General features: G+C 49.9%; 12 protein-coding genes. 10 read left to right on the top strand and 2 right to left on the bottom strand.

Annotation, left to right across the window (positions count from 1 at the left end; all coding sequences use genetic code 11):
* The first annotated feature begins 41 nt into the window (after positions 1 to 41).
* Both ASG33_RS09735 and ASG33_RS09730 read left to right on the top strand, forming a co-directional pair.
* Positions 42 to 683 carry a DUF1080 domain-containing protein gene (locus ASG33_RS09735; protein ID WP_056283719.1) on the top strand — a complete coding sequence of 214 codons (642 nt, stop codon included), beginning with the start codon at positions 42 to 44 and terminating at the stop codon, positions 681 to 683.
* A 14-nt stretch (positions 684 to 697) separates the two neighbouring features.
* A complete protein-coding gene (locus ASG33_RS09730) occupies positions 698 to 1,177 on the top strand; it encodes a YdeI/OmpD-associated family protein (RefSeq protein WP_056283715.1) in 480 nt (159 codons plus the stop codon).
* Between the two features lie 82 nt (positions 1,178 to 1,259).
* Here ASG33_RS09730 and ASG33_RS09725 read toward each other — a convergent pair whose 3' ends face one another.
* Entirely contained in the window at positions 1,260 to 2,027 is a 768-nt protein-coding gene (locus ASG33_RS09725) for a hypothetical protein (RefSeq protein WP_056283712.1), read from the bottom strand.
* A 253-nt stretch (positions 2,028 to 2,280) separates the two neighbouring features.
* On the opposite strand from ASG33_RS09725, the gene ASG33_RS09720 reads away from it, so the two are divergent.
* From ASG33_RS09720 to ASG33_RS09690, 7 genes are all read left to right on the top strand, one after another.
* Complete coding sequence (locus ASG33_RS09720; protein ID WP_162242736.1) at positions 2,281 to 4,716, top strand: PAS domain-containing protein; 2,436 nt, start codon at positions 2,281 to 2,283, stop codon at positions 4,714 to 4,716.
* 114 nt (positions 4,717 to 4,830) lie between these two features.
* The gene (locus tag ASG33_RS09715; RefSeq protein ID WP_082489167.1) at positions 4,831 to 8,985 is read left to right on the top strand and encodes a hybrid sensor histidine kinase/response regulator transcription factor; all 4,155 of its coding nucleotides are present in this window, start codon (positions 4,831 to 4,833) and stop codon (positions 8,983 to 8,985) included.
* A 288-nt stretch (positions 8,986 to 9,273) separates the two neighbouring features.
* Complete coding sequence (locus tag ASG33_RS09710) at positions 9,274 to 12,492, top strand: TonB-dependent receptor (RefSeq protein ID WP_056283703.1); 3,219 nt, start codon at positions 9,274 to 9,276, stop codon at positions 12,490 to 12,492.
* A 48-nt stretch (positions 12,493 to 12,540) separates the two neighbouring features.
* Entirely contained in the window at positions 12,541 to 14,166 is a 1,626-nt protein-coding gene (locus ASG33_RS09705) for a RagB/SusD family nutrient uptake outer membrane protein (RefSeq protein WP_056283700.1), read from the top strand.
* A gap of 19 nt (positions 14,167 to 14,185) precedes the next feature.
* Positions 14,186 to 15,352 (top strand): glycan-binding surface protein, encoded by a 1,167-nt coding sequence (locus tag ASG33_RS09700; RefSeq protein ID WP_056283697.1) that lies wholly within the window; start codon positions 14,186 to 14,188, stop codon positions 15,350 to 15,352.
* Positions 15,353 to 15,790: 438 nt separating this feature from the next.
* Positions 15,791 to 17,674, top strand: coding sequence for a glycoside hydrolase family 44 protein (locus ASG33_RS09695; protein WP_056283695.1), 1,884 nt, complete (start codon positions 15,791 to 15,793; stop codon positions 17,672 to 17,674).
* Positions 17,675 to 17,702: 28 nt separating this feature from the next.
* Entirely contained in the window at positions 17,703 to 20,087 is a 2,385-nt protein-coding gene (locus ASG33_RS09690; protein ID WP_056283693.1) for a TIM-barrel domain-containing protein, read from the top strand.
* Here the strand turns inward: ASG33_RS09690 and ASG33_RS09685 are convergent.
* On the bottom strand, positions 20,068 to 20,592 hold the full coding sequence (locus ASG33_RS09685; RefSeq protein ID WP_056283690.1) for a GNAT family N-acetyltransferase: 525 nt from the start codon (positions 20,590 to 20,592) through the stop codon (positions 20,068 to 20,070). The two genes, ASG33_RS09690 and ASG33_RS09685, sit on opposite strands and share 20 nt — an antisense overlap.
* A 154-nt stretch (positions 20,593 to 20,746) precedes the next feature.
* On the opposite strand from ASG33_RS09685, the gene ASG33_RS09680 reads away from it, so the two are divergent.
* Complete coding sequence (locus ASG33_RS09680) at positions 20,747 to 20,977, top strand: DUF4287 domain-containing protein (RefSeq protein WP_056283686.1); 231 nt, start codon at positions 20,747 to 20,749, stop codon at positions 20,975 to 20,977.
* The last annotated feature ends 126 nt before the right edge of the window (positions 20,978 to 21,103 follow it).

Here is a 21,103-nt window from a genome sequence, read left to right as displayed (position 1 = left end):
CATTTCATCTCACGCATTCAACTTTTTATACGAATAATTTTATGAAAAAAGGTACACAACTGCTTGCATTGGCGCTTCTCTTAAGTCTGTTTACAACTTTGGCCGCACACGCCCAGGATGGCTGGATTTCACTTTTCAACGGAAAAGACCTCACCGGCTGGAAGGTTGGCGCGAATGCCGGCTCTTTCACCATCGTCGACGGTACCATTCAGGTAGCAGGCCCGCGCGCGCATTTGTTTTATGAAGGCCCCGTAAAAAATCACATGTTCAAGAACTTCGAGTTCAAAGCAACTGTGAAAACAAAGCCGGGTTCCAACTCAGGTATTTTCATTCATACTGCTTATCAGGAAGACGGCTGGCCTTCTCAAGGGTATGAGGTGCAGGTAAATCAGTCGCATACTGACTATAAGCGCACCGGCAGCTTGTATAATGTGGTGGATGTGAAAGAGACTTACGTAAAAGACGACGAGTGGTACACAGAGTACATCAAAGTGGAGGGCAAGCATATTACCATTAAGATCAACGACAAGGTTGTGGTTGACTATGAGGAAACCGATGTTGACAAAAGACAGGGCGACATGAAAAACAAATTCCTTAAATCAGGCACTTTTGCTTTGCAGGCCCATGATCCGAAGAGCATTGTTTTCTACAAGGATATTATGGTAAAACCTTTGACAGAGTAACAATCCAACAGGTTATGCCTGACTATGTTCATTTTGAATCGGTACTTGATCGCCTTCCCAAAAAGGGAGGCGAATTTTATATGATCGTACCTGATGAAGTTGCGTTGCAGTTCGTTGAGGGAAGGAAGCCCGCCCGGGTAAGATGCCTGTTGAATAATCAGGTTGAATTTCAATGTGCGATCCGGCCCAAGGGTGGGGGAGGTTTTTACATTAACATTGGTACACCTATCCGCCAGGAAGGCAAGCTGCAACTCGGGCAGCAGCTGTCTGCAAAGGTTTGGAAAGATGAAAGTGAATTTGGGCGCGACATTCCGGAAGAACTCGCCGAGCTGCTTGAAATGGACCCGGAAGGTAAAAAAGCTTTTTACGAACAACTCCCAAGTCACCAGCGAGGCATTATTTACTACATATCTGGAGCCAAATCGGTACAGGTGCGTGTAGACCGCGCCATTAAGATGATTAACCGGCTCAAAAACGCAATTCCCCCGGCATAGAAGTGGCTGAACTCACCTGGTAGCCTGGCGGGTTATTCACTAACCCGCCAGGCACCGTTTGTCAGTAAGATAAGAAGCTGACTCAGGCAGGTCTTTCAGTAAAACCGTCCGGCTTCTTTGTTTCATTCTGCACAATGTCATTGATCATCGCGTCGCGTTCTTCAACTGTTCTGTTGAGGATCTCCTGGTTCTCCAGATCGTTGTCGCTATTCGTTCCCTGAAACTGCGTCGTCGTTGGTGTTTCAAACCCTCTTTCGTCGGGAGTAGCAGCGTAATTTGTTGTACCAATGTGGTTCACCGGCATTGTGCCATAATTGTCGCGCTCTTCGCGGAGGCGCAGACTTTGTTCCACCTTCCGCTCAACAATGCGGCTCCTTACCCGCGCACTTGCCTCGCGCCGCTCAATGTCGGCTCCCCAGCTGGTTGCAGCAGCAGTTTTATCCAGGTGCTCCGAAACACTGGGTGGGTTCACGATCGGATCTTCATACTGCTTCCCGGTATTGTCGCTTGCATGCAGGTCCTGCGCACCGGATTCATCCAGGATCGCCGCTGCGATCTCGGCCTGCTCGGTACCGGACGCATGAACGGTTACAATGGTCCCGCGCTTTCCGGCTTGAGTGTAACGCTCCGTTTCATGCTGGTCACCATTGAACAGGTCGCGGAAGAAGTGCCCGAGGCGGTCGAGCCAGTCTGTTTCCGGTTCGGCGGGCAGTGATTCATCCGGGGCAGTTTTGTAGGAAGCGGTCTTGATATCAACTTCTGCGTCTGTAAACCCGCTTGCCAGCAAATTGCGCTGTGCAGTCCGGGCTTCACTTTCCATTTCGAATATTCCAACTACTGTTTTTGACATCTCTTTTGTTGTTTGAAGTTAGCATTGCTGATGCTGCATGCTATCAATATCTGTGCCGGACCGGCGAAGTGATTTGTAAGTCGTGGCTGATACTTTCACGTACTTGTATTATCCCGGTAATTGGCATGAAACTTGTGAATTCGCCTTTGTGAAACCTACGGCACATTGTTTATCTTGCCGCCCTTATCATAGTATTCTTTTGGAAGATTTATCGAAAACAAACGCGAACATGCGATTGGCCGGCAATGGCCGCATGAGTGAATTTATTCAACATTATAATTGGTCGGATTCTGCTCTGGAAACGCCCGATCGCTGGCCGGTAAGTTTGCGCACACTCGTGCAGATGATGCTGAGTTCCCGCTTTCCAATCGCATTATTTTGGGGAAAAGACCTGGTCACATTCTACAACGATGCATTCGAAGCCAGCTTTACGGCTAGTGAAGGTTCGCCGGTGATCGGCCAGCCGGCTGCTTCCATTTTTAATGAATCGTGGAATCGCATTGCGCCAAACATAACATCGGTACTGGAAGGAGGGGAAGCACTTTGGTTTGAAGATGATGTCTTCCCGCTCAAGCTCCATGCGCAGCCTGATCTCAGCCACTGGACTTACAGCATGAGCGCGGTTCATGACGATAACAACGAGATCAACGGCGTGCTGGTCACCTGCCTCCAAACCACCAGATCGGAGGATACTGCAAACCGCCTGCGGCATTCAGAGCAGCGTTTTCAGAATCTGGTACGCGAAGCTCCCGTTGGTATCATCATGCTGAGCGGGCCTGACATGCGCATTGAGATTGTAAATGAAGCATACGCCTCGCTCATCGGCAGGAACGTGAGCGAATTGCAGGGTCGCAGGATTTTCGATATCGTCCCCGAAGGAAGAGACCCTTTTCACGACCTCATCAATCGGGTGCGGCTCTCCGGAGAACCATTGTACCTCTACGCACAGCCTTATTTCGTACTTGTTGAGGAAGGCAGGAAAGAAGGATTTCTGGACCTGGTGTACCAGCCTTACAGAGAAGTAGACGGAGAGATCACAGGTGTGATCGTGCTTTGTCAGAATGTAACGCAGCAGGTACTCGCGAGGCGCCAGCTGGAACAAAGTGAGTCACGGCTGCGGAGCGTAGTGGAAAGTGCACCTTTCCCGATCGGCCTCTATGTAGGTTCCGAAATGCGCATTCAGCTTGTCAACCAGTCAATAATTGAGGTTTGGGGAAAAGGCCCTGATGTAGTTGGCAAATGCTACGCAGAAGTGCTGCCTGAACTCGCAGGAAAAGGGATTTATGAGCAGCTCGATGGTGTGTACCGTACCGGCAAAACTTTTCATGCATCCAATCAGCGCGTAGATCTTGTGATAGAAGGCGAGCTGCGGCGGTTTTATTTCAAATATACATTTACACCCTTGTTTGACGCCGACAGGAATGTTTACGGGGTAATGAACACAGCTGCCGACGTGACTGACCTTGTGCTGGCCCAGGAGCAGCTGCAGGAAACAGAGGCGAGCCTCAGAGGCGCCATCGAACTGGCCCAGCTCGGTTCCTGGGAGCTGGATGTCGCCACCGGCAAGGTTAGCTACTCGGATGCGATCAAGTCCTGGTTTGGTTTCGAGGGAGACCAGATTGTACTGGAAGAGGTCTACAATCCAATTCACCCCGACGATCGCGCGACTGTTGCGACAGCAGTAAGTAAGGCACTGGCGCCGGGTTCCGGGGGGGTGTACGATGCCGAGTACCGCATTATCGCATTCGGGTCAGCGCAGGAGCGGGTCGTGCATGCGCTGGGCAAGGTGATTTATGATGAACACGGCCAGCCTTATAAATTGCTCGGTACTGCCCAGGATATCACATCCTCTCGCCAGCGGCAGGAAGCCCTCGAACAGCTTGTCCAGCTCAGGACCGCCGAACTCGCCGCGCAGAATGAAGAGTACTTTGCCATCAATGAAGAACTCGAAGAAGCGAACCAGCTGCTTTTACGCACCAATGAGAATTTGCAGCAGTTTGCCTACGTTGCCAGCCATGATTTGCAGGAGCCTTTACGCAAGATCCGGCAGTTTAGTGACTTGTTAAAAACGCAGAATGCAGCTGCCAGCGGCAACGACTGGCATTATCTCGACAGGATCCAGTCTGCGGCCGGCCGCATGTCGGTGCTCATCAGGGACCTGCTTGATTTTTCCAGCATCAGTACCGAACTGGAAGCAGCGGAATCCGTTTCCCTTGAAACAGTTGTTAATACGGTCCTTTCGGATCTGGAACTGATTGTTACCGAAACCGGCGCGGAGGTTGTGATAGGTCCGCTACCCAGTGTGCAGGGCAATGCTTTGCAGTTAGGCCAACTGTTCCAGAATCTGATCAGCAACGCATTGAAGTTTCGGAAGCCCGGCTCGATTCCGACCATCCGGGTGAACAGCGCGCAGGTTTTGCAAAGTGAGCTGCCCCGGTCTGTTAAGCCTGTCCGCAATGCAAAAATGTATTACCGCATTGATGTGACCGATAATGGAATAGGGTTTGACGAAAAATACCTGGATAGGATCTTCCAGGTTTTCCAACGCCTCCACTCCAAGCACGAGTTCAATGGGACGGGCATCGGGCTGGCTATCTGCGAGAAAGTAGTGGCTAACCACGGCGGAGCAATCACGGCAGCCAGCCAGCCTGGTGAAGGAGCCTCCTTTATGATCTTTTTCCCGGTTTAATGCATTACAAAACGCCTCAACCCGCATAGATAGCAGAAGATAAATCCTGACGAAGAGTAAGATTTGAGTGAAAACAAGTTTAAATTAATAGACAGTAATGATTGTTTTCCATTCATGCGAAGTTGGTTTGTAGCTTGTTTTCTGATTTTGGCCGGTTTGTTGAGCGGGAGGAAGATGGTAGTGGCCCAGTCGAGCGACTACCAGTTTTCGCGCTACAATGCAGAAAAAGGACTATCCCATAATCAGGTCAATTGCTTTTTAAAGGATAGCCGCGGCTTTGTCTGGGTTGGTACCGCCGACGGGCTAAACCGTTTCGATGGCTATTCTTTCCGGATCTTCAAACACGATCCTGCCGACTCGACAAGCATTTCAGACCATTTTATCAACTCGATTTTTGAAGATCCGGAAGGTTATATCTGGATCAACACCAGGAAAGGTTTCAATATCTACGATCCTTCCACAGAAAGCATTGACCGTAATGCAGACAAGGCAGCACGGCGCCTGGGATTAAGCGACGCCAACTTCGGCGCCATTGTCAAAACGCATGCTGGTGATTACTGGATTAATCACAACAAGCTGGGGCTGGTTAAATACCTGACCAAGAGTAAAAAGCTACTTAAAATCGCATTCCGGCCGCCCGCAGATCCGGCAACAGGATCTCCGCAGACTATTACCGATTTCAATGAAGATAGCCGGGGTAATCTCTGGGTTGTTTACAATGACGGCCTCGTAGCGCGCATTGATGCACAATCCTATCGTACCGGTTTTCAAACTAACCTGGTGAAAGATAAAAAGCTGGGTGTATCGCCCAATTACCGCATTTTTGCAGATGAGCAGGGGCAACCCTGGGTGTATGTGGTCAAAGCGGTGTACGGCGCATTTTATATTGATACTGCAAAAAACCGGCTGCTTGTCGCAAGTACAACCGGGCCTGATTTCCGGCTGAGCAACAATGCGGTCAGCGCGATCGTGCAGGGGCCTGAGGGTAAGATATGGATCGGGACCGACCACGGCGGTATCAATGTTCTTGATAAGACTACCGGCAGTGTCACTACTTTGCTGTCAAATGCAAACGATCCGCGCACGCTCAGCCAGAATAGCATTTTAAGTCTTTACAGAGACCCCACGGGAATGATCTGGGCGGGCACTTTCAAAAAGGGATTTTCAAGCTACCATGAGAACATCTTCAAATTTTCGCTCATTCGTCACCTGCCCGCAGTACCCGGGAGTTTGCCTTTTGAAGATGTAAATGTTTTTACCGAAGATCGCGCAAGAAACATCTGGCTTGGCACTAATGGCGGCGGACTGATTTACTACAACAGGAGCAAGAACACTTTTCGCCAGTACAAGAATATTCCCGGAGATCCCGGGAGTTTGAGCAACAATGTAATTGTGAGTATGTTCCTTGATAAAAGCGGCTTGCTGTGGATCGGAACATACTTTGGCGGGCTGAATAGTTTTGACGGCAAGACTTTCACCCGCTACCTGCATGATCCGGCAGATTCAACAAGTCTGGTTGACGACCGGGTCTGGGAGATTTTCGAAGATTCCCAAAGGCGGCTCTGGGTAGGTACCCTCGCCGACGGGCTGGATCTGTTTGACAGAAATAAAAAAACCTTCAAACATTACCGCAGGCTCGCACCGAATTCGGTGAGCTCGGATTACATTTCTGCCTTGCTGGAAGACAAGAACGGCGACCTGTGGATCGGGACTGCAAACGGGATTGATGTGTTGAAACGCAGCACAGGGAAGTTTGTACATTATATGTACGAGGCAGGTAACCCGCTCGGTCTGAGCAGCGACGGCGTCACTTCACTCGCACTCGATAGTCTGGACAACATTTGGGTAGGTACCTCGGAGGGGCTGAACCGCTATGACCGAAAGCGCAACGGATTCGTTTCATACAGCACCAGGCACGGTCTGCCAGATAATTCGATACTGACCATCGTAGTCGATAAAAAGCAGAATCTCTGGCTTGGAACGCCGAAAGGTTTGGTAAACCTGCGTGTTACCAAGCGGGCGGCTGGCATTCCGGCGCGATTTGAAGTAAGCACCTATAATGAGATAGATGGATTACAGGGCCGCGGCTTCAATGAAAATGCAGCCTTGCAACTGCGCTCGGGCGAGCTGATATTCGGCGGGGCAAACGGGTTTTCTATTTTCGACCCTGCAAGGATCCGCGATGAACCTTTGGCCACGCCCGTAACACTCACCGATTTTCAGATCTTCAATCAGAGTGTGTTGCCCGGCGAGCTGATTTCGGGCAAGCCGATCCTGGACAAATCCATTTCAGAAACCAGCCGGATCGTTCTCAAACACAGCCAGAATGTGTTCTCGATTGAATTCGCCGCATTAAATTTTTTACACCCCGAAAAAAACAGGTACCTCTACCAGCTCGCAGGCTTTAACAACCGGTGGTTTGAAGCGGACAATACAAGAAAGGTAACTTACACGAACCTGGACCCGGGGACTTATGTGTTCAAGGTGAGAATGAAGGGCGGCGGTGCATCGTCGGAGCGGCGACTTGAACTGGAAATCCTGCCGCCGCTGTGGCGTACCTGGTGGGCTTATATGATCTATATTTTGCTTGTGATCGGCGCATTGCTGATCGCCCGCTGGGTTTTGATCGAAAGGGAAAAGATGAACTTCGAGCTTGAACAGGAGCGGCGGCACGCTCAGCAAATGCACGAGCTGGATTTAATGAAGATCAGGTTTTTTACCAATGTAAGCCACGAGTTCAGGACCCCGCTGACGCTGATGCTCACGCCCCTGGAAAACCTGCTGCACAATATCCAGTCGGACCACGCTGTGCATAAACAGCTCTCGCTGATTCACCGCAATGCAAGGAGATTGCTGAATCTGGTAACCCAGATCCTCGATTTTAAAAAACTGGAAGTAGAGGAAACCCGCTTCAATCCGGAGCCGGGCGATATTGTGCAGTTCATCCGGGAGATAGCCCACACCTTTTCAGACCTGTCAGAGCACAAGCATATCAGCTACGTTTTTGAAAGTGAATTAACCTCACGTTACGCCGATTTTGATCAGGACAAGCTTTCCAAGATCATGTATAACCTGCTGTCCAATGCATTCAAATTCACGCCCGAGAACGGCCAGGTAGCGGTTAAGCTGCGGATTTCAACAGATACTGATTCGAAAGAACAGCTGGAAATCAGTGTGCAGGATTCGGGTATCGGCATTCCCCCGGAAGCGCAGCAACGCGTTTTTGAGCGGTTTTACCAGCATCCGATGCCAGACCACATGATCAACCAGGGGAGCGGTATCGGGCTTTCCATTGCCGCCGAGTTCGTGAAAATGCATGGCGGCAGTATCGACCTGCAAAGCAGCGAAGGGCAGGGGAGTATTTTTACAGTCACATTGCCATTAAGGGAAAGTGCACCAAGAACAATGCCCGTGGAAGAGCCTGAGGAGGTGGTTCAGGCGCAGCCGGAAATTGATGTGGCGCTTGCGTCAGGAACACCCGGACGAAAAAGGCCGGTGGTATTGCTGGTGGAAGACAATGACGAGTTCCGCAATTACCTGAAAGACGTACTTGGCCAGGAATACCAGATCCTGGAAGCAGCGAATGGAAAACTCGGGCTCAATGCAACACTTGAAAACGTACCCGACCTGATCGTAAGTGATGTGATGATGCCGGAAATGGACGGGATAGAACTTTGCAAAACCATTAAAACCGACCGCCGCATTTCCCACATCCCTGTTATCCTGCTTACTGCCAAAGCCGAGGAAGAGCAGCAGTTACAGGGTTACCAGACAGGCGCCGATGCGTATGTGACCAAACCTTTCAGGCTCGACATTCTTCAGGTGCGCATTCGAAACCTGATCCGCCAGCGCGACCAGTTACAAAAGCAGTTTCAGCAGCACATTCAGGTACGGCCAAGTGAAGTGCAGGTGCGCTCGCTCGATGAGGAATTTATCAAAAAGGCGATCAGGGTGGTGGAGGATAACCTCGCCAATCCCGAGTATACCGTCGAAGAACTGAGCGATGCCATGTCGATGAGCCGGGTGTACCTGTACAAGAAAATCAACTCGCTCACGGGCAAAACGCCTATTGAGTTTATCCGTATCATCCGCCTCAGAAGAGCCGCAGACCTGCTCGAAAAGAGCCAGCTTTCGGTATCGGAAATCGCTTATCAGATCGGCTTCAATAATCCCAAGTACTTTGCGAGATTATTCAAGGAAGAGTATCAGGTATTGCCTACCGAGTACCGCCGCCAGGGCAACCAGCTGGAACGGAATAGTTCAATTTAATGATCTGATGTTTTAAAACGGGTAAGGAATGTGAGCGCCACATTCTTTACCCGTTTTTTGTTGCTGATCGGAGTTTTAACTGTAAAAAACGACGAAAAAGTAGCTGAATGTGCCTCTCAGTTTACAAATGATGCCCTAACTGTAAACATTAAGATACCTTCAAACATGATTTTATAAGTCACATTTGTCCAACTATTCATTCGATTTATACCAATCCCTTTACTGCTTACAGCTGTCGCGGAAATGTCTAAGTCGGGGTGGATAGGCAGGCTTATAAAACCAAACAACATGCAACAAAATTTGTACGAAAAACGGCAGGTGAAGCAAAGCTTCCGGTTCCTGCCAGCATTATTTCAGACCCTCCTCATGCTAGTGGCCATCGTGTGTTCTGCGGGTGGCGTGTGGGCGCAGGCGGATGCGAAAAGAACAGTGACGGGTGTGGTGCTTTCAGATGATCGAGGCGATGGAATCCCGGGAGCGAGTGTGGTGATTAAGGGAACATCCAATGGTACAACCACCAATACGCAGGGTGAATTTTCAATTGAAGCAGCAGCGGCCAATACGCTCGTGATCTCATTCATCGGTTACGAAAGCCAGGAGCTGCCGGTAGGTAACAGGACCAAGATCGAGGTGCGTTTGAAGGAAAGTATTGCCAGCCTGGATGAGGTAGTGGTAGTAGGTTATGGTGAAATGAAGAAAACGGACGTTTCCAGCTCGCAGGTGACTGTTTCGGGAAAAGACCTGAGCAAAACCATCAATACTTCGCTGGAACAAGGCTTGCAGGGCCGCGCAGCTAACGTAATGGTGCAGCAAAATTCGGGACAGCCGGGTGCAGCGCCTTCCGTACTGATCCGCGGGCTAAGCTCGCTGACAGGTACCACGCAGCCGCTTTATGTCATTGACGGCGTGCAGATTAAGCCTGATAACATGCGCGACGATCCGAACAACCGGCCAACCGGATTTTCCAACATTCTTTCCAGCATAAACCCTGATGATATCGAGACCATTAACGTTTTGCAGGGACCTTCTGCCACTGCGATTTATGGTGCGGTAGGTGCAAACGGCGTGGTGATGATCACGACCAAGCGCGGAAAGGCAGGCGAGGCAAAAGTTACTTTCAATTCACTGGTGACAATCCAGGCTGAGCCGAAACACATTGATGTAATGAACCTGCGCGAGTACGCGCAGTTCAGAAATGAAGCGGAAGCAGTGGGAAGTACCGCATCCGATCCCCAGTTCGCAGATCCGTCTGTGCTGGGAGAAGGTACCAACTGGCAAAGCGCACTTTTCCGCCCGACTACTTTGCAGAAGTATTCAGTGGGATTAAGCGGCGGTACTGAAAAATCGACTTACTATCTCTCAGGTGAATATTTCAACCAGAAAGGGATCGTGGAAGGATCAGGTTTCAAGCGTTATAATGGTCGTTTGAACCTGGAAAACCAGACACGCAGCTGGTTGAAAATTGGTGCGAACATGAGCGTTGGTATTACCGAAGAAAAAGTAAATACCAATAATGGAGGTATCATCCAGCTTGCATTGGACCAAAACCCAAGTGTGCCGGTTACCAACCCTGACGGAAGCTGGGGCGGTCCTTCAAGCACGCAGTTCCAGTTTACCAACCCGGTAATGATCTCCAAGATCTACAATGATTACAACCGCCGGACCTCAATCCTGGGTAGCTTGTTTGCAGATGTGAAACTGGCTAAAAACCTCGTTTGGCACACGGAAGCGAATGGAAGCGCGGAATTTCTTAAATATTATTCATTCCACCCTTCTTATACAATCGGTGGCTTTGTAGTGTCGCAGGACGCAGCAACTTCAACCAGATCGGTGAACACCAATACCTGGTGGAGCTTGCACAGCCGCCTTACTTATGACCTGAAACTGGATAAGCACGCTTTCAATATCATGGCGGGTCACGAGGCGCAGGAGTTCACTTACGAGTCACTGACTGGTACCAGGAAGAAATTCATTACCAACACCATTGAAGAGCTTTCGGGTGGAGATGCATCGGTGATTTCCAATGTAAGCAATGGCAGCGGAAAAGGCGCGGGCTCGCGGGAATCGTATTTCGCACGTTTGAATTATACCTTCAATGACCGCTATATCCTGCAAGGTACTTACCGGATGGACGGATCGTCCGCATTCCGTCAGGGACGTCGCTGGGGCAACTTCCCTGCTGTATCAGTAGCGTGGCGGGTATCTGAGGAGCCTTTCCTGAAAAGTGTGAATGAGATCAATGACCTGAAACTGAGATTTGAGATCGGTCGCTCCGGAAACCAGGGTAGCGGCGGAAACGCGGTTTTCTCTACACTACAAACCGTACCTACCGGCTGGGGAACAGGGTTTCTGGCTTCCAACTTCGCCAACGAGTTCCTTACCTGGGAAAAAGATGACGTGATCAATGCGGGGATTGACCTGCACATGTTCAGCAACCGCATTGAGCTGATCGCGGATGCCTACATTAAAAACATCACCAGCCTGATCACCGTGAACTCTTATCCGTTCACTTATGGTGGAGATATCGCCTACTCGCCAGGCTACCTGAGCTGGCCGGCTGTGAATGCAGGTTCGATGAAAAACAGGGGTGTCGGTTTTACATTGAATACAGTTAACATCGACAAAGGTGGATTTTACTGGAAAACGGGACTGAACCTTTCGTTCGACCGGAACAAAGTAACCTCTCTGCTCAACCCGATCACACCGGTTTGGAATGCTACTTCGGTAGGTTTCAAGACAGAAGTGGGCCAACCTGCCAGTATGATCACCGGTTATGTGGCTGACGGTCTTTTCCAGAATGCCGGTGAGATTCAAAACCACGCCATTCAAACTTCCAACAACCAGCTGACGATCAATCCGGCAACTGGCAGCTGGGTAGGGGATACCAAATTCCGCGATTTGAACAATGATGGTGTCATTGATGCAGAAGACCGCACGGTGATCGGAAATCCATGGCCGAAATTCACACTGGGCTTCAACAACAACATGACGTACCGGAATTTCGAATTGAATGCATTCCTGACCGGAAGTTTCAAAAACGACATTCTGAACTATCCACGTTACCGCGCTGAAATCCCTGGCAACGGTGGTGTATTCGGTAACCAATGGTCGTCAGTGGCCAACTACGCAAGACCAAGCAGCTACCAGGCAGGCGATGCAGAAAGCGTAACACTTACCAACCCGGGCTACCATATTCCACGCATTGCACCGGGAGATCCAAATGGTAACAACCGGATGAACACCAATTTTATCGAAGATGGAAGCTACGTACGTCTGAAAAATATCACGCTGAGCTACAATTTCCCGAAAAGCATCTTGAAAGACACTTTCGTGAGAGGATTGAAAGCTTCGGTAGGTGCGCAGAACCTTTTCACCATTACCAAATACAAAGGATATGATCCTGAAATCGGGATGGTTAACTACGGAGGTACCGTAATGGCAGGTATTGATACAGGACGTTATCCTTCGGTGCGCATGTACTCTTTCGGTCTGCTTGCTGATTTTTAACAAACCCGGACTTTTGACTTAATACCCAGATTTTTAAAAATATTCTATATGCAATTCAAATTAAAACTCATAGCGGCAATCGGGGCTTTAACGCTCATGCAGGGATGTAGTGAAGACTTCCTGGACCGTCCGCCGCTGGACGCGCTTACCTCTGGTAATTTCTATAAAACAGACGAAGAGATCCTGGCGGGTACCGCGCCACTTTACAACATTGTTTGGTTTGACTTCAATGACAAAGCAGCAATGTCATTTCAGGAAGCACGTGCAGGAAACCTGAATTCCAATGACCGTACTGCTTATGTAAAGCATGCGATTCCTTCTACGGATGTAAATACGCTTTTGCCCGGTTACAAATCCTTTTACAAAATCATCGCGCAGAGCAATAATGCTTATAAGGCGATTAACGAAGCAAGCGGAAGCACTGCTTCGGCGGCTGTAAAAGCGCAGGGGCTGGGTGAATGCAAGTTTATGCGCGCAACGGCCTACTACTACCTGGTTACCAACTGGGGCGCCGTGCCGATCGTGTATGACAATGTAGCGCAGATCAACGAGCCGCCGGTTCGCAATAAAGTGGAGGATATCTGGAAACTGCTTATCCAGGATTATCGCTTTGCAGCAGCCAACCTGCCTGCTACTACAGTGCAAGGCCGTTTGACGAAATACTCGGCGGAGGGAATGCTGGCGCGGATGTACCTGATGCGTGCCGGATTGAACCAGAATGGAACACGTAACCAGTCTGACCTGGATAGCGCTAAGTATTTTGCTGAAAGTGTGATCACCAAAAGCGGACTTTCGCTCGCGCCGACTTACGGCGAGCTTTTTGAAAGCGCAAACCACAATGCAACCAAGAACAATCCTGAAAGTTTGTTCTCCCTGCAATGGATGCCGATCAGCAATCCATGGGGGATCAACAACTCTTTCCAGGCTTATTTCGCTTATGATGCCAACATTACCGGTACAGGCGATGGCTGGGGAGCGGCACAGGGTGTATCTGCGGATCTTGTAAAATACTTTACCGAAAACCCGGCTGACTCTTTGCGCAGAAAGGCGATCGGTATGTTTGACGGGGACGTGTATCCTACGATCAATAAGGCAAATGGCGGTCTGAAATATGTAAGACCAGCTGCATTGTCGGCGATCAAGAAGTACATCGTTGGTTCTCCTGCAGACAATGGCGGATTAGGCGGATTTATGTCAGCCAACATCAATTCCTACATGCTGCGCCTGGCCGAAGTGTACCTGATTTACGCAGACGCCGTACTCGGCAACAGCGCAACAACTGCCGATCCGAAAGCACTGGAATACTTCAATGCAGTCAGGAAAAGAGCAGGTATGCCGTTGAAAACCTCTCTTACTTTTGAAGATATATTCAAAGAAAGAAGAATTGAGACTGTCTTTGAAGGCAACTCCTGGAACGAGATTGTGCGGTGGTACTACTTCAATCCTGCCAAAGCGATTGCTTACACAGCTTCGCAACACAAGGAAAACTATACCATGAGCTATGTAGCGGGCTCTACTAATCCGAAGAAATACAGCGTAACCTATTCTCCGGCTGAGTATTACCCACTGTCGGATGCGACGTTGTACCTCCCATTCCCGGAAGCTGAGATCGTGAATGCGCCTTCTTTGAAGAACGAGCCGGTCGCTTTTGATTTCAGCAAATTGAAAGACTAACCTCAAATCGAATCAAAATATGAAATTCAAGCATTTATATAGAACAGGTCTGGCAATTGTGGCGGCAGCATGTATGCTGGTTTCCTTTCAGAGCTGTAACAATGAAGATATAGACGGAGCGCCTGTGATCAGTAACGTGCGCTTGCTGGATCCAACGAAAGCAGACAGCTCGCTGACAGCCGCCGAGCCGGGCAGCATGGTCGTAATCCAGGGCCAGAACCTGGGAAGTGTATTGAAGGTTTACTTCAATGATTTCGAAGCTACATTCAACTCTGCGCTGGGCAGCAACTCCAATATCGTCATTACGATTCCTGCCAATGCGCCTACCAAAGCGGTAGACGCAGGTGTTTCGAGCAAGATCAGGGTAGTAACCAATGGAGGGGAAGCTACTTACGATTTCGTACTCACTGCGCCAAGCCCTGTAATCAGCGGCCTTTATTCAGAATTTATCAAGCCCGGTGGTAATATCGTGATCAACGGCGATTACTTCTACAATGTGAAGTCGGTGAAAGTGGGAGAAACCAGTCTGCAGATTGTGAGCAGCTCGGTGAAATCGATTACAGCGAAAATGCCCGCTACTGCGACAGTGGGAGCGGTAACTGTGGAAGGAGAATTCGGTACTGCCAAGACAAACTTCAAGGTGAATGACAATGAAGGTAACATGGTCAATTTCGACATTCCGGCCACAAGTTGGGGATCGGAAGTTTGCTGGGGCGCTGCGCCTATCATGCCTGCTAATGATCCTGGTGCCATTTCGGGTAAATATTCCCGGATCAAAGGCACCAAGCTGCCAGCTACCGGATACAATGATGCCTGGGTATTTTCAACCTGTTCATTCGATTTCAAATTGCCCGCAGGACCTGCTGCTGACAGACAGTTCAAATTCGAGCACAACATCGCAGAGCCCTGGAAAGCAGGAAAGTATGACATAACCATTACCGCCGACAAAAGCGAGTATACGTTTTCATTCCAGCCCTGGAACTCGACAGAATACGCTGCCACAGGCTACCAGACCAATGGATGGAGAACAGCAGTAATAGAACTGTCCGAGTTTAAGAATGCTGCAGGCAACACCATTACCGACGTTTCCAAAATCACGGACCTGAAAGTACTGTTTAATACTCCTGATGTTGTGATTGCTTCTTTCAACGGAAGTGTTGATAATTTCAGGATTGTGAAGAAGTAGTGCTTTGGCTGGGCGCTGTCGACGGCACTCGCTCCGTCGACAGCACCTGCCCTCCCTTCGACCGCCCGGCTGCCCGGTCCCCTCAGTGTGACAAAGGCTTTGACCGCCCGCCGGCCCGGTGCGCTCAGTGTGACGGCTTGTACTTGTTCTACCTTCGACCGCAAAGTTATCGCCTTGCCCTTCGACTGCGCTCAGGGTGACAAAGGCTAGGTTTGTCACCCTGAGCGCAGTCGAAGGGACGAGCGAAACTGAGCAATCGAAGGGAACGGCGATAACTGCGCAGTTGAAGGGCAACAGCGATAACCGCGCACTCGAAGGGCAACAGCGGCATCCGCGCAGTTGAAGAATTGTCACCCTGAGCGGACCGGGCCGCCGGGCGGTCGAAGGGCACCAGCGATAACCGCAGTCGAAGGGCAGACAGCGACAACTAACCTATCAATGCAAAAAACACTCACATTGTTACTCCTTTGCCTGGTCCCGCAGTACTTAGCTGCGCAGATTGCAATTGACATTGACGCGCGGGCGGAGGTTAGGGAGGTTTCGCCTTACCTCTATGGCCGGAACAATTCTTTCTCTTCCACTGATCCGAATTGGACTTTGCCGGAAGAAGAATTGATCCGTTTGCGCGATGCCGGTGTCCGGTTTTTCCGGGAGAGCGGCGGTAATAATTCCAGCAAGTATAACTGGCGCAGAAAGCTCAGCAGCCACCCCGATTGGTACAACAATGTATATACCAACAACTGGGACCAGGTCGCTCAGTCACTGCAAGCGCATTTTCCTGCAGCCCAGGGAATGTGGGCATTCCCGCTACTGGGTTATGCAGCCAAAACCGGTGCAGCCAATTTCGCCGACTGGGACTACAATAAATCCCAGTGGTGGGAGGGTGTCAGCCAGAACCTTGCCGGAAATGGGCTGCCCAACACAACCGGTACAAAAGCCAAAAAAGAGGGCGATATCAACCTTTATCTTGAAAAATGGAATGCTGATTCGTCAGTCGCCATACTTGATCACTGGTTTGGAAGCGGAGGCGAGGGGCTGAACAAGGATTTTATCCGTTATTGGAATATGGACAATGAGCCGGAGATCTGGTCGGGAACGCACGATGACGTTATGCCCCAGCAAATTTCCCCGCAGGATTTTATGCAGCGGTACATTACACTTGCCAAAAAAGCTCGGGCCAAATTCCCGGATATCAGGCTGGTAGGTCCCGTCACTGCCAATGAATGGCAATGGTACAACTGGGATGGAAAGCCCGTTACGGACAACGGCAAAACTTACCCGTGGCTGGAATATTTCATCAAGACAATCGCCGAGGAACAGCAGAAAAGCGGGATCAGGTTACTGGACGTGCTTGACATCCATTTTTACCCGGGAACAAAAAACACAGAAGAAGTCACCCAACTGCATCGGGTGTTTTTTGATAAAAACTACATTTTCCCAGAAGCAAACGGTGTCAAAACCATCCTGGGAGGCTACGACAATAGCATTAACAGGGAATACATATTCGCCCGCTGCAACGATTGGCTAACCAAGTACCTGGGAGCAGGACACGGCGTCACACTCGGGCTGACCGAAACCGGGATAGACCAGAGTATATCTGCCCCCGTTACCGCTGTCTGGTACGCGTCCACATTGGGTGAATTCATGAAAAACGGCGTGGAGATCTTTACGCCCTGGACCTGGAAACCGGGTATGTGGGAAACGCTGCATTTGCTTAGCCGCTATAATCAGTCGCGGTCGGTAAAAGGTACGTCAGCCAATGAAGCGCTGGTATCTGCTTACCCGAGCATCAATACTGCCGGGGATTCGCTCACCATTGTTTTGGTCAACCGGTCGGCGGAGCAAAGCCAGGCTGTGCGGGTCAGTTTTGCCAATTTCATTCCTGAACAGGGAAATGCGCCGGTATACACCCTTTCACAGCTGCCAGCAGCGGAAACGTTCCGGTCACATACAGAAAATGCACTGAAAAAGTCGGAGGTAGTGATTACGGGAAATGTGCTCAATACGTCGCTTCCAGCCATGTCCGTTACGGCTGTGGTGCTGCGCAATGGGGGCCAGATCCTGGGAACTGGTCAGGCGGCTGCATTCGAAGTCAAGGTTTTTCCAAATCCAACCCGTGACCGCATTACCGTTCAATGGGCAGAACGGGAGTTTTCATTACTGGAAATATTTGATCTGACGGGTACGCAGCTATCCAAACAAAATCTGCAAAAAACGCAGCGGGAGGCTTATATCGATCCGCGGCTGGCTGCGGGAACATACCTGGTCAAGCTGACGGGCAGCAAAGGGCAATCTGCTGTAAAACAAATTATAGTCCCGTAATGAAGGACTCTTAACTATTTTTTATCTAATGCATTCAACTACACTTTCAGGGAAATGGCGCCTGCTGCTGTTTTCTTTGGTACTGTGCCCGATCGGATTCAAAGCATCGGCGCAGCATTCCAAACTGGTGAACGAACCTGTTGATATCAGCGGCGACTTCCGCGAATTTTCCAACACCATATTCTTTGCTGACAGTCTGGCCGCATTTGACCCGCAAACGGGAACCGGACAGATCAGATGGAAACGGCACGAGGCGTTTTCTGCACATAACTTTGACAACTCGATGCTCAGCTACAAACGTGCTTACAGCAACGAGTTCCCCGCCACAGAATATGCGCAGGATCCGGTACTGCCGTTTTCGATCGAATTTACATCGCCGCGTACCATCCGTATCCGTGCCAACACGAGCACGCAGAAGCAGGTTGCAGAACCATCTCTCATGCTCACCGCCGAACCCGTGCAGGATAAGTCCTGGAAGTACAGCAAAATCAATGGCGGGCACCAGTATACCGGAGCGCACGGTTCTGTGACCATTTATGAAAATCCCTGGAAAGTGCTTGTGCGTGATGCCAGTGGTAAAATCCTGACGCAAACCCGCAGTGCGGCTGACGGCAGGTCTTCATTTACGCCAACGCTGCCTTTTTCCTTCGTGCGCCGTGCTTCCGATTATTCACGCAGCGTAGCAGCCGTTTTCTCTATTTCACCCGATGAAAAAATATATGGCTGCGGCGAATCTTTTACCAAACTGGACAAAAACGGCCAAAAGCTGGTTCTGTGGACGCACGACCCGAATGGTGTAGAGACGCAGACCATGTACAAGCCCATTCCGTTTTACATGAGCTCGCGTGGTTACGGCATGTTTATGCACACCAGCTCGCCCATTACCTGCGATTTTGGCGCTACTTACGGGGAGTCCAATGCGATGCAGATCGGGGATGAAAACCTGGACCTGTTTGTATTTCTGGGCGAGCCGAAGGAGATACTCGATGCTTATACAGACCTTACTGGCAAAGCGCCGATGCCGCCATTATGGTCTTTCGGGTTGTGGATGAGCCGCATTACCTATTTTTCTGAAAAGGATGGAAGAAATGTGGCAGAGAAGCTCCGCCAGAACAGGATACCCTCGGACGTGATCCACTTTGATACTGGCTGGTTTGAAACAGACTGGCGTTGTGATTACCGGTTTGCACCAAAAAGATTTCAGGATCCCGCATTGATGATTTCAGATTTGAAAAAACAGGGTTTTCATACTTCTCTCTGGCAGTTGCCCTATTTTGTTCCTCAAAATGTACTTTATCCCGAGATTGTTGAAAAAGGGCTTGCAGTCAAAAATGGCAATGGTACTATTCCTTACGAAGATGCGGTTCTTGATTTTTCCAATCCCAATACAATCAAATGGTATGAAGATAAAATCTCGGGGCTATTGAAACTGGGCGTGTCGGCGATCAAGGTCGACTTTGGTGAAGCTGCGCCATTTTCGGGCGTATATGCTTCTGGCCGTACCGGTTTTTATGAGCACAATCTGTACCCATTGCGGTATAATAAGATCGTCTCCGAGCTAACCCGCAAGCTGAATGGCGAAAACATCATCTGGGCCAGAAGTACCTGGGCCGGAAGTCAGCGGTACCCCATTCACTGGGGTGGCGATGCAGAAACGACCAACAAAGGCATGGAAGCACAGCTGCGTGGCGGATTATCCCTCGGCTTGTCGGGATTTACCTTCTGGAGTCACGACATTGGTGGGTTTACAATGAAAACACCGGAGGATTTGTACCGGCGCTGGCTTCCGATGGGCTTGCTGAGCTCTCATACCCGCACGCACGGCCAGGCGCCCAAAGAGCCGTGGGAGTATGGTATGGCGTTTCAGGACTATTTCAGAAAAGCGGTGGAGCTTAAATACAAGCTGATGCCCTATATCTACACGCAGTCCAAACTGGCTTCCGAAAAAGGGTTGCCGATGGTGCGCGCATTGCTGGTTGAATTCCCCGCTGATCCGGGTGCCTGGCTTGTTGATAATCAGTATATGCTTGGCTCGGACCTGCTGGTTGCTCCGCTTTTTGAGAATGGAAAAACGCGGCAGGTATATCTGCCAAAAGGGAGCTGGGTAGATTATCAAACTAAAAAAGTATACGCAAGTGGCTGGCACGAGATTGCCGCAGGAGAGCTGGAAGTGGTATTGCTCGTACGTGAAGGCGCTGTGCTGCCGCAGGTAAAAGTGGCGCAATCAACGGGCGAGATCGACTGGAATAACATTGAGCTTCTCAGCTTTGCAAATACACCTCAAAAATCAGAAGTAAAGCTGTTTGTGCCCGGGCAGGATGCTGTAAAAAGCATCGAGGTCACTCGGAAAGGCAGCAAATCTGTGGTCAGCAAAGATCCTTTCGCGGGTAAAATCAAATGGGTGTTGCGTTGAGGCGATCAGGAGAAACGGGCAGCGATTTCTCCATTCGATAGTTGATTATTTCAATGCCCCTGATCAGGTTTCGATTTGTTTTCATTACCGTATAACCCTGCTTCTCAAAGAATGGGCGCGCAGTCAGGCTTACATCGGATGTGAGTCTGGCTGCACCATTTTGTATAGCCTCCTTTTCAAGCAAATGGTAGATTGTACCCGCTACGCCTTTCCTGAGGTGTACATTGCTTGTATACATAAAATCAATGTAGCAGCTGTTCAGCAGGGAGCCAAAACCTGCGATAGCATTCCCGATTTCTGCGATCAGGAAATACTGATTCTCAATTGCATCAAGCCACCGCTGCTCATTCTGGGTACCCTGTTTCCATACTGTTCGCTGGGCTTCATTATAATCCTGCTTACAGGTATGCTCGATAGTCTGGCAGTAAAGCTGCTGCAAACCGGCCATATCACTCTTTCGGGCCGGCCTGATTTCGATTGGGTAGTGGGCAGTATCGGGAGACATTCTTTCATGATTTTGTCGCGAAAATAGCAACCCCCGGCAACTACCCGAAGCAACTGCCACTATTCTGACTGAATGGTCATGCAGCCCGGTAAATAGATTTCGTTGCCGCCGGACTTATGTAGTGGTTTAAATCAGCAACAAAAAAATAGCCGCCATGTCATTTCAGGGGTATCTAAAAACAATCAAGACAAAGACCGGAAAAGGGCCGGAAGATTTCAGGCAGCTGGCCCGGGAAAAGGGTTTTACCAGCGAAGGCGTATTAAAAAGCGAGGTAAAAGCAGGTGAAATAACCAAGTGGCTGGCGGAAGATTTCTCCCTTGGCCAGGGCCACGCAATGGCCATCTACGCGCTGCTGAAAGGCACTAAGAATGAAAATAGTGATTAGGTGGGCGGTGCGCACACACACTGCTCTGCTTAAAGCTCCCCAAGTCGGCTGCTAAGATGGCTCGACTGATCCGTCCGAGCAATTTACCCACCTGAAACAATGGCACGGATATTTAACGGGTGAATG

Origin of the sequence: Dyadobacter sp. Leaf189 (assembly GCF_001424405.1) — a bacterium.
Taxonomy (GTDB): domain Bacteria; phylum Bacteroidota; class Bacteroidia; order Cytophagales; family Spirosomataceae; genus Dyadobacter.
The sequence above is the reverse complement of the archived record's forward strand: the minus strand, read 5'-3'. Positions and strand labels throughout refer to the sequence as shown.

What these genes read in the sequence shown, in the direction of transcription:
- ASG33_RS09735 (WP_056283719.1), top strand. Translation starts at nt 42, where the DNA reads ATGAAAAAAGGTACACAACTGCTTGCATTGGCGCTTCTCTTAAGTCTG.
- ASG33_RS09730 (WP_056283715.1), top strand. Translation starts at nt 698, where the DNA reads ATGCCTGACTATGTTCATTTTGAATCGGTACTTGATCGCCTTCCCAAA.
- ASG33_RS09725 (WP_056283712.1), bottom strand. Translation starts at nt 2,027, where the DNA reads ATGTCAAAAACAGTAGTTGGAATATTCGAAATGGAAAGTGAAGCCCGG.
- ASG33_RS09720 (WP_162242736.1), top strand. Translation starts at nt 2,281, where the DNA reads ATGAGTGAATTTATTCAACATTATAATTGGTCGGATTCTGCTCTGGAA.
- ASG33_RS09715 (WP_082489167.1), top strand. Translation starts at nt 4,831, where the DNA reads ATGCGAAGTTGGTTTGTAGCTTGTTTTCTGATTTTGGCCGGTTTGTTG.
- ASG33_RS09710 (WP_056283703.1), top strand. Translation starts at nt 9,274, where the DNA reads ATGCAACAAAATTTGTACGAAAAACGGCAGGTGAAGCAAAGCTTCCGG.
- ASG33_RS09705 (WP_056283700.1), top strand. Translation starts at nt 12,541, where the DNA reads ATGCAATTCAAATTAAAACTCATAGCGGCAATCGGGGCTTTAACGCTC.
- ASG33_RS09700 (WP_056283697.1), top strand. Translation starts at nt 14,186, where the DNA reads ATGAAATTCAAGCATTTATATAGAACAGGTCTGGCAATTGTGGCGGCA.
- ASG33_RS09695 (WP_056283695.1), top strand. Translation starts at nt 15,791, where the DNA reads ATGCAAAAAACACTCACATTGTTACTCCTTTGCCTGGTCCCGCAGTAC.
- ASG33_RS09690 (WP_056283693.1), top strand. Translation starts at nt 17,703, where the DNA reads ATGCATTCAACTACACTTTCAGGGAAATGGCGCCTGCTGCTGTTTTCT.
- ASG33_RS09685 (WP_056283690.1), bottom strand. Translation starts at nt 20,592, where the DNA reads ATGTCTCCCGATACTGCCCACTACCCAATCGAAATCAGGCCGGCCCGA.
- ASG33_RS09680 (WP_056283686.1), top strand. Translation starts at nt 20,747, where the DNA reads ATGTCATTTCAGGGGTATCTAAAAACAATCAAGACAAAGACCGGAAAA.